The following is a 12,315-nucleotide window of genomic DNA, read 5'->3' as shown; positions in this document are numbered from 1 at the left end:
ACCTTTTATCCTCCCAAAAGAATCGAGAGAGGATGAGAGAGACGCAGTTAGTCGCTATCTGTGGGAGCTTACGCGGCGACAGTGCGACGCGGGTCGCGCTAGCACACACGCTTGCAGCGGCCGAGGAAGCACAGGCACAGACGACAATGGTCGACCTGCGAGAGTACGACCTGCCGATGTACGACGGAGACGCGAAAGACGCCGGCGACGCGCGGGCGCTACGACGCGAGATGCGTGCGGCCGACGGCATCGTCCTCGGGACACCGATCTATCACGGCTCTATCGCCTCGCCGCTGAAGACGGCCCTCGATTACTGTGGGTTCGAGGAGTTCGAGGACAAGCCCGTCGGCCTGTTGACCGTCGCTGGCGGCCGTTTCCCGACGCCGTCCCTGCTGCATCTCCGGACAATCTGTGTCTGGTTGCGTGCGGTGCCGCTCTCCCATCAAGTCGGCATACCGAACGTCAGCAACGTTATCGAAGACGGTCGGCTGACTGACGAGGACACCCGTCAGCGAATCGAGAAGCTTGGTCGGAAGGTGACAGAGTACGCAACACTGCTTGCCAGAGAGCCCACCGACGTTCCAACGCCCGAGTAGGACGGAGCTGTCAGGACTGGTCGTCTCGCTGGTCGAACGCGCGGACGAGTCGCGTGCCGATTGGTGTCAGAACGTACTGCTCGTTTTCCTTTTCGACGAGTTGGTCTTGCAGCTGGCTGAGATGATAGTTGAACCGGCCCGAGTCCGCCACGTCTACGCGTCGGCGAAGCGTCGAGAACGGCAGCCCATTGGCGTCGGTGGCGTCTGCACGCACATCGTACAGTGCTTCGAGAATCCGGATGCGGGTCTCGTCAGCGAGAAGCGCGCCGATAGATGCCTGCAACTCCGGCCCGGTAAACGAGTCGTCAGACGGTGTTGCGTTCATCGTTCGGGTCACTCCTCGAACACCACGTCTTCGATTTCGACAGTATCGACCGTCGGGTTGCCGTCGTCGTCTCGGCCCCAGGAGAGGACTGGCGTGACACGGTACGTCTCCTCGCCGCCGCCGAGTTCGAGATGGACTGACGACCCGGTCGCCAGCCCCTCTGCAATCCTGTGTCGGGTACTGCGGTCGAAGGCGTTCATCCCGTCGACGGACTTACCCTGCCTGACTGTGACGACTGTTACGTCGACACCACCGGCCCGCATCTCGAGTTCGACCCGTAGCGGAATCTTGTAGGCTGGCGCCTCGTCGAGAAACGGAAATGTAATCACCGCGTCCTCTGCGTTTTCCAGGGACTGAACGTCGTCTTCGTATCTCGTCGGCGCTCGGTTGTCCCTGTCTCGACGGTAGGTCTCGATTCCCAGGGCATTCTCCAGTGACGACTCGATGCGCTCTTTGACCTGACGCTCGATCCGGTCGCCGATATCGTCCTCGATGGTATCGTGGTCGTCGACATCGGGCTCTTGGCGAGTTCGCTGCCTGTTCTGAGGTTGGCTGTCTACCTGAAGTCCTCGGTGAAGTACTTCCCGCCAAGAGAGGTCAAGCTCCTGTTTGGTCCGCTTCATCCGCGCGAAAACCTCGTCGTCGTCGATCGTTATTCGTATCTCTCTGGCCATATGTGAGTTCAGTATACAATAGTATATAAAATTAACCCACTGAACTCACATTGAACTCACAAAATTGTCTCAGTTGTGAGTTTGTGCTGTCCTGCAGGCGGGAAACGTCAACAGGCCATTGGCGAGCGTCGGCGCTGTCGCTGGTTCGTCCGTAGCTAACGTACAGACAACAGCACCCGAAAAGTCAGGGCATATACCGGATACTGACGACGCCATCGTCGTCGTCGGTCCGAATCTCTACCCGCGATACGTCACTGTATCGGGCCGCATTCTTGTAGGTCGTCTCGTCGTCGCGCAGTTCCGCGACGGTATCTTCGGTCTGCTCGGCGTCGACGTTGAGGATGTGTATCTCGCCTTTCCCTTCGCGTTCGATAGCGATGGCGTCGCCCTCGTCTAGCTCCTCGGTCGCGATTTCGTAGACGTGGGTCGTCGGCGCCTCGGAGCTGTGTTCGACGGGAATGGAGTACTGGTCGTCAAGTTCCTCTATCAGGTAGGAAACCCCCATCGGGGGCTGTTGCTTGACAGTCCCCTCGATTATCTCGTGGCGCTTGAGTCCCGGGTTCTCGATAAGCGTACAGATTTGGGCCGTGTCGACTTCGTGGAGTGTCACTGATTCGTCCTGGGCGTATTTGACATAGAACGTCCCGGTGACCTCCTCGAGGTCGCCACCGCCCGGTTCGACCGTCGGCGCTTCGAGATTCGACCCTGGTGACGACTCGTCGGTGTCGGTCTGGTCGTCGCCTGCCTGGTCATCAGACGACGCTTCCCCGGGTGCGACGGCGTCGTCTCGCTCGTACATAGAGACGACTTCTTCGATGTCCTCGGAATCCTCGTCTGTCATACTGACCTGTACGTGTCGTATACTTTTCGTGGTTTCGACTCTCCTCGGGCGAAGTCGTGGGTTCTAACCGGTCTCCGCCTGAGCGGGCACACATGAACATCGATATCGGCAACGTACTCATCGACGAGGCAGAACCCGGCCTCGACGCGGACAGTCTCGAAACGCTCGACGAACGCGTGAGGGAGGCACACCAGCGCATCGCTGACGGTCGCGCGCGAGAGGAGTTTGGGTACGCCGCGCTGAACCTCCCGGAGACGACAGACCCCGACGCAATTCGGCAGGCGTGTACAGAGGTCGAAGACAGCGAGACAATTCTGACCGTCGGTATCGGGGGGAGCGCGCTCGGCGCAGCGACTATCACTGCGGCCATCGGCGACGACGAAACCGGCCACTACGTTCTGGACAACGTCGACCCGGCGCGGACCAACTCGGTACTGGCCGAGATAGACCTCGCAGAGACGGCCGTTCACGTCGTGTCGCGTTCCGGGACGACCGCAGAGACGCTGGCGAACTTCTTGGTGGTCCGGGAGGCGATGACCGACGACGGCGTCGATTGGACAGACCGTACTATCGTCACCACCGGAGACGACGGGCCGCTCCGGTCGCTCGCGAAGAAACACGAACTGCCGGCTCTGGACGTGCCTGACGGTGTCCCCGGACGGTGTGCCGCGCTCTCGACTGTCGGCCTCGTTCCCGCTGCTATCATGGGGTGTGATATCGAGGCGTTGCTAGCGGGTGGGGAAGCAGGTGCCGAGAGTCTCGCGCCGTCACTGTTCGACTGCCCGGCCTACGCCTACGGCGCAGTGGCGCACGCACTCGACCAGCAGGGTGCTGGCGTGAACGTCATGATGCCCTACGCCGAAGGGCTGGAGTCATTTGCCGAGTGGTTTGCACAACTCTGGGCAGAGAGTCTCGGTAAAGAGGGAGAGGGGCAGACGCCCGTGCGCGCGCTCGGTGCAACTGACCAGCACTCTCAACTCCAGCTCTACCGGGCCGGCCCTCGCGACAAGATGGTTACTCTCGTCCGGCCGGAGAATCGAGAGTCACTCACGGTTCCCGAAACAGAGATTCCGGACCTGGACTACCTCGGGAACACTGACCTCGGGAGAGTGCTCGACGCAGAGTTCGATGCCACCGAGGCCAGCCTCGCCGACGCCGGCTGTCCGAATGTCCGAATCGAAATCGAACGCCTCGACGCCCACGGCCTCGGTCGGTTGTTGTACGACATGCAGGCCGCCTGTATTCTCGCTGGTGAGCTCTACGGCGTCGATACGTTCACACAGCCGGCTGTCGAGTGGGGCAAACGGGCTGCTCGCGGACTCTTAGGCGCTGGCGAGACCGCGGAGGCACGGGCAGTCGCCGACAAGTACTGCCGGCGTATCGAGTGACCGGCAAAGAATCAAGTCTAGTCCGAGCGATAGCGGTGGTATGCGACTTGCCGATCACACGACAACGACGGCGGCCGAGGCACTCGAATCGGTGGATGTAGCGGTTGTTCCGGTCGGTAGCACCGAACAGCACGGTCCCGCCCTGCCACTTGGAACGGATTTTATCACGGCCGATGCGTTTGCCGAGGCGGTGACAGACCGCGACGATGTGGCTGTTCTCCCCACTATTCCGGTCGGAGTCAGCGAGCATCACCGGCAGTTCCACGGGACGCTGTGGGTCAGCCCCGAGACCTTCGAGGAGTACGTGACCGAGACGATCGAAGCCGTCGCCTCTCACGGCGTCCGAAAGGCAGTATTCGTCAACGGCCACGGTGGCAACGTCAACGCGCTCGAACGAGCAGCCCGTCGTCTGCGAGGTGATGGGACGGCCTTCGCGCCGACTTGGAACTGGTGGGAGAGCGTTCCAGAGCTGAGTGACGACCTGTTTGACTCTGATGGCGGTCACGCAGGCCCGGCCGAGACGAGTCTTCTTCTGGAACTGGCGGCGTCGCTCGTGCGCGAGGACGCACTCGAAGAGGCTGGCGACGGAGTCCCGGAGAGTTGGGGGAAGTCAGTCCACGGAGCGTCAGTCGGCTTCGACACAATCGATTTCACACCGACAGGTGTCGTCGGCGACCCGACAGAGGGCTCCAGAGTGGCAGGCGAGGAGCTATTCCAGGCCGCCAGCGAGGAACTCAATGCCCTCGTCGACTGGCTAGTAGACAAACCATTCGACTCACTCCGTTCAACAGACCACGTGTAGTTACCGCCACATCGTCCCGGTGGCGGCAAAATCGACCGACAGGAGCGCATTCCGATTCGAAACCTTCAATTATCCCCCTGCAGTATGTTGAGTTGCGAGGGTTCGTGGTCTAGACCGGTTATGACACCTCCTTGACATGGAGGAGGTCGGCGGTTCAATTCCGCCCGAACCCATACGATTTCTAAACGTTTCGGTACCTGAAGTAAGTAGACGTAAGTATCTTCCTCTGATTTCGCTGTTTTCCAAAACAAACTACCACTACAATCATGTATTTCAGGTGGTGGTTCGACCGTGACGGACTGGACTCAGTTCGTCGCGTACATCTGTCGGCACTCATCCTGTAGCGACGACTGTATCAATCACATCGACTCCGCAGCTGCACAGACGAAGCAGTGTTGGGAGTGCTATCGAGAGAACCAAGATGCTCCTCTCGTCTCCCACCACCTGCCAGCTGAGGACTCCCAACCAGCTACTCCTGTTCTCACAACTGAATGAGTCTCGCCGAGCCCCCAGGACACCTCGGCGGGCTCGACCTCGCGGATAGATGTAACACTCCCGTCTTAGCAGACCTCCTCGACGAGCGTGACCTGCTCGGCCACGGGCCACTTATCGACGGGACGCTCACACAACGCGATACTGACAGAGTGCGGATAGCGAAGTTTATCGCGTCGAAACCAGAAGGTACGCCACTCACCCACGTCGTTTCATACGCGGTCAAAGGCGTCAACCCGAACCACTGCGAGCGCGTCGACGGCTCGGACCCAGACTATCAGTTTGCATACCGCTTCATCAACGACCTCGTAGCGTCAGACGACCCGTACGTCCGGAAATCAGAGTCGTCAGGCGTTCTTTTCGTGACCCCGACAGTCCGCCTTCTTGACTTGATTACAGAAGGCATTACTCAAACAACCCATACGGAAGGGCTGACGTACGACCGTGAGTTTCTGCGTAACTACCTCGCTCGCGTCGATTCTGTAGACGATGGCCTGCGCGAGCTGCTCGAAGACGGTTTTACATCCTACCTCAATCGCATCGAGGATTATCAACTGCTGTTTGACGTTCACTTTGTCGACCGGCGTGGTGGCGAGTCCACCAAGCAGATGACGAAAGACTACAAAACCCGATTCAACGACCAGGGCCGCATCTCGAAGCAGTTCGCCCGCTTCAACGACGCGCTCGAATACGGATACGACTACGCGGAGAACGCGGTGCTGGCAACACTGACGACCGACCCGAAGCAGTTCGACTCGTTGCTCGAAGCAATCGAAGCGATAAACGAGAACTTCAACCGACTGCTGTCGTACTTCGACTCTGACCCGTCGACGAAAGCAGACACCAGAAACGAAAGTACGCTGACGTGGACACCAGGGCGAGCCTCGGACGTGACGGGCCGACCGCGAGAGCGACCAGAGTACATCAAGGCGCTGGAGTTCACGGAGAAGGGGTATCCACACCTGCACGTGCTGTTCTTCAAGTTCCCACACGCGAGAAAGACGGTATGCCGTGGCTCTGCGACAAACCGGAGCTGGCGACGAAGTGGTCAGACTACGGCCAGGGCCGAATCGTCGACACGTACCCGCTCGTCTACCGCGACGACCTGGACGACCTCGACCCTGACTTTCAGAGCGACGAAGGCTTTGTCGACTGGTACCGGTTCGGTGACCACGACCACGGCGAAGACTGGATACGCGACCGATCGCGACAGCACGAACTCATCGAGTTCAACGACGAAACCGACTCGAAAGAGTCGACAGCAGGCGCGTACCTCGGCAAGTATCTGAGTGCGACCTTCGGCGCGCTGCTCGACACCACCGAGTCATTCGAACAACCCGAAGACGAACGCGGGAGTTTCGGCGACAAGGCGGCCACGTGGAAGCTGGCGCTGTACTGGGCCACGAACCGCCGGTTCTGGTCCTGCTCGAAGAACATCACGCGCGGTATCGACCCGAACGACCACACGCAGGACCCGGACGTACGGGACACTGTTCGGTACTGTTCCCTGGACTCCCTGAAAGCAGCTTGCGAAGATACGATACGCGATGAACTCGCTCGACGACAGTGGGACGATCTTGACAACTTCGAAGCCGCGATAGAACGCGCCCTCTCTGAGACAGAGCAACCCGCTGTCCGGTCTACACTGCCAGAAGAAAGCTCCTACCGCTGTATCATCGACTATGTGGGTGCGTATGCGTACTGGGACCTCCCCAGTGGTGCCGTCGACGATACACACCGAGATGTTGAGACAGTCGAAGACTGCGTAGATACATCTCCAGACCTTCCCGAGGTTGACCGAGAGAATGATCCGCCTATGGCCTCTGTATGGCATTAATCTAGCAATTTGAATACATAATTTTCCAAATGTCATCTTCCGCTTAATACTAGACGGCTAGTAATATCTAGATGTCATGGCATCCGAAGAACTCTCTCCGCCAGATGGATTCGACAAAGGGCCGTCCAACGACTTCGAACAGGACGTTGAAACAATTGAACTCACTGCTGGTGAAACTCTCTGTGGGACTGTCACCGGCAAAGATGAGGGCGACGGTGAATTCGGTCCCTACGTTCGCCTGCGTATAAACGACGACGACCGCGGCCTCATCGATTACTTCGCCAAAGGCGAAGCGAAACAGATGTACTTCGCGGACGACCTCGCTGTCGGCGACGATGTGTGGGTCGGTATGAAAACCGAAACGCAAGAGCACAACGGCAACGAGTATCACCCGACGATCTGCCGCGTGACTGAGTAGATCGCTCACTGTCCCCGCGACGCTTCCGTCCCTCCCCATGTCAAACCACGAACAGCACAGGGCTGGCATGTTCGTCGACACCGTCCCCGCGATTGCTGGACTCGTCTACGCAGCTGCGGCTGCCGTCCAGTTCCTTGACGCTCAAATCGCGCTCGGTGTGCTCGACTGGACATTCAACCCCGGCCTGGCAATGGTCGTCTCGCTTGCTGCTCTCGTTGTCGCCTTCGCCAGCTCGGAGACGCGCAACTGGGAGCATTACGACAACTACGAACAGTCCCTTATCGGGATTACCCTCCTTATCATGATACTGCACCACTACTCCCCGACAGTCGAAACGGCAATCGCAAACAACCAACCCCTCACCGGATTCACCGCGTTCGGTCTCGGTATTCTCGCCTGGGGGGTGCTATCTCGATGAGTTACGACAACACCGCCATGGAAGTCAACACTCACGATTTCCTGGTGTTCCCCGTCTTCGTCGCGGCGGCTGCTGTCGCACTCGGCATTCTCGACAGCACGCTCATGGGCTTCGACCTCTCCACCACGCTGCTCGACCTCGGTGAGAACCACGCCCTTTCGATTGCCAACGGGTTGGCAATCGCATCACTCGGTGTCGTTGCCTACACGAACGACTGGCACAGTACTGAGATGACTGGTATCCAGGCGTGGCTTATCGTCGCCACTGTTGGCATGGTGATTGCCCCGCCGTTCTTCCCGGTCTTCACAGAAACGCTCGCTGAAACGCCAGGCGCACTCGTCGCCCTGGCCGTCCAGTGTGGCGGCTTCCTCACGTTCTCCTGGCTCGGGTGATTTCCATGCCAGGAACTGACACCAAAGTGACTCGGCGGACTATGATGAAAGGAACCGGCTGGACACTCACAGCCTGCGCGGTCGGCGCGACCGCGACCGGCTCGGGCGCGGCGGCGGACTCGACCCCGACCCCAACAGACGGCGACGGCGGCAGCGACGGATTCGGTGATGGGTTTTTCGGTGCAATCGGCAAGGCGTCAACCTCCCCGATGGTATTCAATCCGGCGCACGCCGTTGCATCTTGGCTCAGTGGCGACTCTGACAAGGCTGAGAAGGAGGCACTACAGCGGTCTGCCTACCATGATGCAAAACGGTATCGCAAGTCCATGGAGCGGAATCTCAAGTACCAGGAGAGTACGCTCGACTATGTCTTTGATGGGCTTTTCGCTGATGCGAAAGCTCGGGCGATTCAAGAAATCAATAAGCAAAAAACGAAGGATGAAGTCGAACAGGCCGCTCTCTCTCGCGCCCTCGCGGAAGTTATCAAACTTCAGCAAAACGTCATTCTAGCAAATAATGGCGCTGTTGAAACTATCCGCAACTATTGGGAAACCGCTGAGGAGCGTGATATAGACAAAGCTGCGGTTATGGACTCAGAATACTACAAAAATGGTGATTACGCCCGCGAGTATTTTCGGCCCAACGCGAGCACGAGCTATCAACTCCTCGATGGGTCTGACATGGATGTGCAGGAGGTGGAGCTGAAAGTCTCGGAAAAGCCCCTCAACAAGACCCATCAACTGAGTAACGTCTCTATCTTGGGAAATGGTCATTCTCCATGGTATTTCAAACATCCCGATGGGAAAACTATCGAAATCCTGCCGGGGTCGGTCTCTGGCCAACTGTCTACAATTGAGGACCGGTGGACAGACAGCCTCAAACCAGATATCCAGACGTGGGTGGCGAACGCCTACGACGAGGTTGCATCTGGCAACATCGAAACCGGCGACCTCGTCACCTCTATCGACCTCGCCCAGCAAATCAGCGACGAAGAACCAGCGAACCGAGCGATTGCGGACCTCCGCATGTCGGGGATCCCCGTCAAAACGGACCACAAGGCAACTATCAGCACGGCTCTCGATGCTGGCCATGATGCGACGGTCACGGTCTACGACGTGTTGCTTGCGTCGTCCGGCACCTCTGCTTCTGTCGCACAGGGCGATACGGTGGACCCGTCGAATGTCGATTACGACTGGCTCATCAACTACAAACCGTCAAATGTTGAAATCTCTTGGCCTCACTACCAGTCACAGATTGATGGCGGCGTCGCCACAATCAACCGGACTCCCTCTGTCGAAGTAGCGGCTTGGCTCAGCAACCAGATGACGATGCAGATTACTACCTCGTATGATGAGACGGTTGCGCTCGACCCTGCTGAGGTTGGCAATCCGAAAAACTCTGGTCAGAGCTTCGACGTGGACCTCTCCGAACAACTTGACCAGCAAATAGCAGAAATCCAGTCTATCAAGCTGTTCAGCGCGATGGAGGAAAACGCGGCCCAAACGAAATTCATGAAAAGTTCGTTCACGGTCGAGGAAATCGGCGGCGACGTGTCTGAACTTAACTTCGAGCACGACCGGAGCGTACAGACCACGGACAACTACATGACCGAAGAAGAATGGAAGCAGCGGCGCGAGGACTTGAAGAAAACCCAAGAGGCGATAAGCACCAATAACGGTGCTATCAATATCGGCCTCCCCGACTTCAGTTTCCCCAGTCTCGGACCTAATATCCCGACCTTACCAGGAATGGGTGTTGTCGAGTCGGTCATTGTCGGCGGTGCCGCAGTGTTCACTCTCGACTTCCTCCGTAAGTAACCATGACTGCATCCACCCACACAGTCGGGTGGTTGGTCGTTGCGGTCTTCCTCGTCACCGCCTCCGTTTTCTTCGCTGCACCAGCAGCAGCACAACAGGCTCCCGACGAGACCAACGCGACGGCTACCCCCGACCAGGACACCACCGAACTGTACGCCCAACTCTACGACCTCGACATTCATAGCGTCGAGTTCGACACGACCGACCAGGACGGCCACGTTGCTATCATCGAAGCCACCTGGAATGGCCCGACTCCCCAGCGTGTTACCGTCACCCAATTCCCCGATGGTGGCGACGTTGCTATCCACAACACACGTCTCCTCCCCGACGAACGCACCAAATTCACCGTTGACCTCGTGGATGATTCCGCGGCAGCACTCTATACTGAACAGTCCCTCGAGCAAGGCCGCGCGAAGAAACTCACAGATGACGACGATTATCTGATAACTGGCCCCTGGTCAGCAACCGAGGCACAGATAACCGGCGCTGCTGGCTTGCTCGCTGGCTTGCTCAGTACGTCAGTGCTCGCCTATCGAAAAGTCGCATCTGACAACGACGAACCGGAGCGGATACTATGAAAGACGTCGTACCCGAAAAAGCGACCTCGCTCAAGCAGGTGGCGATTCGTGACCGCTGGAAACTCGCTACGCTCGGAGCTGTGTTGCTCATCGCCATCTGGTTCTTTGAACCGAACCTGCCGCTTCCCTCTGGCCGACACGTCAAGCTGTTCGTGATGGCGTTCGGGACAGCCGCACTGATTGGCTACCCCTGGGTCCGTCGCCTCGTTGACTGGCTGTACCGCCCTGCTCACACGCACCTACACGTCTTCAACGCCGAAAAGGACCTCCTCGCAATCTGGAAACTCCCGGCCTCCTCCTGGCGTGACCTCGACGTGACCGACCACGAGATTTACCCCGTCCAGGCTGCCGAACCAACCTACCAAGCCCGCGAGTACGATCCCGAGGAAAACGAAGCAGTCGGCACCTGGCGCGGCTCGGCTACCGACCTCGAACTCGTCGAGTCCCGAGCTGCAATCAACGACATTCGAAACGACCTCGAACAGATGGCCCAGGAAGGCCTCACGATTCGAGTCAAACAGTCGTCCATCGTCCGACAGGCGACCTCGGACATCATCATGGAGTTCCTCCGCGATTACGAGAGTGAAACCGTCTACTCCGGCGAAGACCTCCAGCAGAAGATAGACGACGCTATCGAGAACTGGGAACTCGACGAGGCCCCTGAACAACCGGAAACCGACGACCGCCAGGACGACCAAAGCCAGACCGAACCCAACGTCGACCAGCAAGCAGATCACCTCGAAACCCCCGACCAACCCGACCCCCGCACCAATGGACACTAACGATACCGCCTACTCAGCTGCAAAGCTCCGCGACTACATCCAGGGAGAAGTGGCACACAACACCGACCTCTACCCCCACACTGGCATCGTCGAGCCGCGTTCCCCAGCCAGCGAGATGCTGTCCTACATGGAAAGCATCTACCAGCCCGGCGGCGATCTCCCGCCGGACCTCCAGGCCACCCGTGCCGCCGAAGACCTCCGTCGAGCAGCGGCGAGCGAACACGTCGGCTCCTCCGTCAAGGACATTCCCGCCTTCGCGGTCGGCCTCACGGAGAAAGACGCAGAGATTTCAGACGCCCAAGCGTTCGCTGAGATACAGAACTCGCTCATCAACAACCACGCGCCCTACCTGGCAGCCATCTTTGGCTCACCGAACACGGGCAAATCCTCGCTCGCCACGCTGTACGCAGAGCTGTGGGAACAACTCGCGGAAATCAAGTACCCGGACACGCCCGAGCCGGTCATCATCTCGAACGCGGCCTCTATCGGGTGCCTCGACCACCACGTCCAGGACGTGACCGAGTTCCGTGAGCTCCTGTTCGGCTCCGAGGACTGGTTCGAAAGTGACGGCGAGGACGGAACTCCCCCAGCGGTCGACCCAGAGACGCCCGTGTTCTGGATTTTCGACGAGGCCAGCACGCACCTGGACGCCCGGACGAACAGCTACGAAGTGGCGAACCAGTACACGCCACTGTTGAAACGGTTCGCCAAAATCAACTGCGATGCGGTCCACATCGGTCACTCCGGCTACGACATTCACGCCGAGCTGCGGCGCGACACGCTGATGACCGAGTTCCTGTTCAAGACCAGTAAGAAGACCGTCGAAGTGTACGCCTCGATGGACGAAGACCAGGGCGCAGAGAAGAAATACGAGCTGACCGAGGTGCCCAAACCCTCACACTGGATAGACCCCGACGACTTCGCTTCCTGGTCCTGGGAATAATCTCTGTGAATA

The 12,315-nt window shown here is 58.7% G+C and carries 14 protein-coding genes and 1 tRNA gene; 12 read left to right on the top strand and 3 right to left on the bottom strand.

Annotated features, from left to right (window positions below; all coding sequences use genetic code 11):
- Nucleotides 1-32: 32 nt before the first annotated feature.
- Entirely contained in the window at nt 33-596 is a 564-nt protein-coding gene (locus BLR34_RS07665; protein ID WP_092701573.1) for an NADPH-dependent FMN reductase, read from the top strand.
- Nucleotides 597-606: 10 nt separating this feature from the next.
- Here the strand turns inward: BLR34_RS07665 and BLR34_RS07660 are convergent, their stop codons facing one another.
- From BLR34_RS07660 to BLR34_RS07650, 3 genes are all read right to left on the bottom strand, one after another.
- Nucleotides 607-921: a DUF7347 domain-containing protein gene (locus BLR34_RS07660; RefSeq protein WP_143414139.1), complete on the bottom strand. Its 315-nt coding sequence runs from the start codon at nt 919-921 to the stop codon at nt 607-609.
- Nucleotides 922-929: 8 nt separating this feature from the next.
- Nucleotides 930-1,595 (bottom strand): hypothetical protein, encoded by a 666-nt coding sequence (locus BLR34_RS07655; protein ID WP_092701567.1) that lies wholly within the window; start codon nt 1,593-1,595, stop codon nt 930-932.
- Between the two features lie 184 nt (nt 1,596-1,779).
- Nucleotides 1,780-2,436 (bottom strand): DUF5812 family protein, encoded by a 657-nt coding sequence (locus BLR34_RS07650; RefSeq protein ID WP_092701564.1) that lies wholly within the window; start codon nt 2,434-2,436, stop codon nt 1,780-1,782.
- A gap of 92 nt (nt 2,437-2,528) precedes the next feature.
- On the opposite strand from BLR34_RS07650, the gene BLR34_RS07645 reads away from it, so the two are divergent.
- The 11 genes from BLR34_RS07645 (at nt 2,529) to BLR34_RS07595 (ending at nt 12,303) form a co-directional block, all read left to right on the top strand.
- Nucleotides 2,529-3,824 carry a glucose-6-phosphate isomerase gene (locus BLR34_RS07645; protein ID WP_092701561.1) on the top strand — a complete coding sequence of 432 codons (1,296 nt, stop codon included), beginning with the start codon at nt 2,529-2,531 and terminating at the stop codon, nt 3,822-3,824.
- A 40-nt stretch (nt 3,825-3,864) separates the two neighbouring features.
- Nucleotides 3,865-4,626, top strand: coding sequence for a creatininase family protein (locus tag BLR34_RS07640; RefSeq protein ID WP_092701558.1), 762 nt, complete (start codon nt 3,865-3,867; stop codon nt 4,624-4,626).
- 98 nt (nt 4,627-4,724) lie between these two features.
- Nucleotides 4,725-4,799: transfer RNA gene (locus BLR34_RS07635), tRNA-Val, on the top strand.
- A gap of 1,325 nt (nt 4,800-6,124) precedes the next feature.
- Nucleotides 6,125-6,955: a DUF8148 domain-containing protein gene (locus BLR34_RS17370; RefSeq protein ID WP_245683195.1), complete on the top strand. Its 831-nt coding sequence runs from the start codon at nt 6,125-6,127 to the stop codon at nt 6,953-6,955.
- Nucleotides 6,956-7,031: 76 nt separating this feature from the next.
- A complete protein-coding gene (locus tag BLR34_RS07625) occupies nt 7,032-7,373 on the top strand; it encodes a hypothetical protein (protein WP_092701555.1) in 342 nt (113 codons plus the stop codon).
- A gap of 37 nt (nt 7,374-7,410) precedes the next feature.
- Nucleotides 7,411-7,791 (top strand): DUF8023 family protein, encoded by a 381-nt coding sequence (locus tag BLR34_RS07620; RefSeq protein WP_092701552.1) that lies wholly within the window; start codon nt 7,411-7,413, stop codon nt 7,789-7,791.
- Nucleotides 7,788-8,183: a DUF8023 family protein gene (locus BLR34_RS07615; RefSeq protein ID WP_092701549.1), complete on the top strand. Its 396-nt coding sequence runs from the start codon at nt 7,788-7,790 to the stop codon at nt 8,181-8,183. Before BLR34_RS07620 ends, BLR34_RS07615 begins: the two co-directional genes overlap by 4 nt.
- Before the next feature lie 5 nt (nt 8,184-8,188).
- Nucleotides 8,189-10,000: an Env/VP5 family phage fusion protein gene (locus tag BLR34_RS07610; protein WP_092701545.1), complete on the top strand. Its 1,812-nt coding sequence runs from the start codon at nt 8,189-8,191 to the stop codon at nt 9,998-10,000.
- Nucleotides 10,001-10,002: 2 nt separating this feature from the next.
- Nucleotides 10,003-10,578: a DUF8063 family protein gene (locus BLR34_RS07605; RefSeq protein ID WP_092701543.1), complete on the top strand. Its 576-nt coding sequence runs from the start codon at nt 10,003-10,005 to the stop codon at nt 10,576-10,578.
- Nucleotides 10,575-11,360 carry a DUF8125 domain-containing protein gene (locus BLR34_RS07600; RefSeq protein ID WP_092701540.1) on the top strand — a complete coding sequence of 262 codons (786 nt, stop codon included), beginning with the start codon at nt 10,575-10,577 and terminating at the stop codon, nt 11,358-11,360. Before BLR34_RS07605 ends, BLR34_RS07600 begins: the two co-directional genes overlap by 4 nt.
- The gene (locus tag BLR34_RS07595) at nt 11,350-12,303 is read left to right on the top strand and encodes a hypothetical protein (protein ID WP_092701537.1); all 954 of its coding nucleotides are present in this window, start codon (nt 11,350-11,352) and stop codon (nt 12,301-12,303) included. Before BLR34_RS07600 ends, BLR34_RS07595 begins: the two co-directional genes overlap by 11 nt.
- Nucleotides 12,304-12,315 lie beyond the last annotated feature (12 nt).

The organism is Halovenus aranensis (genome assembly GCF_900100385.1).
Lineage (GTDB): Archaea > Halobacteriota > Halobacteria > Halobacteriales > Haloarculaceae > Halovenus > Halovenus aranensis.
The sequence above is the reverse complement of the archived record's forward strand: the minus strand, read 5'-3'. Positions and strand labels throughout refer to the sequence as shown.

Bases quoted from the DNA above. Each gene is read 5' to 3' on its own strand.
- BLR34_RS07665 (WP_092701573.1), top strand. From the start codon at position 33: ATGAGAGAGACGCAGTTAGTCGCTATCTGTGGGAGCTTACGCGGCGAC.
- BLR34_RS07660 (WP_143414139.1), bottom strand. From the start codon at position 921: ATGAACGCAACACCGTCTGACGACTCGTTTACCGGGCCGGAGTTGCAG.
- BLR34_RS07655 (WP_092701567.1), bottom strand. From the start codon at position 1,595: ATGGCCAGAGAGATACGAATAACGATCGACGACGACGAGGTTTTCGCG.
- BLR34_RS07650 (WP_092701564.1), bottom strand. From the start codon at position 2,436: ATGACAGACGAGGATTCCGAGGACATCGAAGAAGTCGTCTCTATGTAC.
- BLR34_RS07645 (WP_092701561.1), top strand. From the start codon at position 2,529: ATGAACATCGATATCGGCAACGTACTCATCGACGAGGCAGAACCCGGC.
- BLR34_RS07640 (WP_092701558.1), top strand. From the start codon at position 3,865: ATGCGACTTGCCGATCACACGACAACGACGGCGGCCGAGGCACTCGAA.
- BLR34_RS17370 (WP_245683195.1), top strand. From the start codon at position 6,125: ATGCCGTGGCTCTGCGACAAACCGGAGCTGGCGACGAAGTGGTCAGAC.
- BLR34_RS07625 (WP_092701555.1), top strand. From the start codon at position 7,032: ATGGCATCCGAAGAACTCTCTCCGCCAGATGGATTCGACAAAGGGCCG.
- BLR34_RS07620 (WP_092701552.1), top strand. From the start codon at position 7,411: ATGTCAAACCACGAACAGCACAGGGCTGGCATGTTCGTCGACACCGTC.
- BLR34_RS07615 (WP_092701549.1), top strand. From the start codon at position 7,788: ATGAGTTACGACAACACCGCCATGGAAGTCAACACTCACGATTTCCTG.
- BLR34_RS07610 (WP_092701545.1), top strand. From the start codon at position 8,189: ATGCCAGGAACTGACACCAAAGTGACTCGGCGGACTATGATGAAAGGA.
- BLR34_RS07605 (WP_092701543.1), top strand. From the start codon at position 10,003: ATGACTGCATCCACCCACACAGTCGGGTGGTTGGTCGTTGCGGTCTTC.
- BLR34_RS07600 (WP_092701540.1), top strand. From the start codon at position 10,575: ATGAAAGACGTCGTACCCGAAAAAGCGACCTCGCTCAAGCAGGTGGCG.
- BLR34_RS07595 (WP_092701537.1), top strand. From the start codon at position 11,350: ATGGACACTAACGATACCGCCTACTCAGCTGCAAAGCTCCGCGACTAC.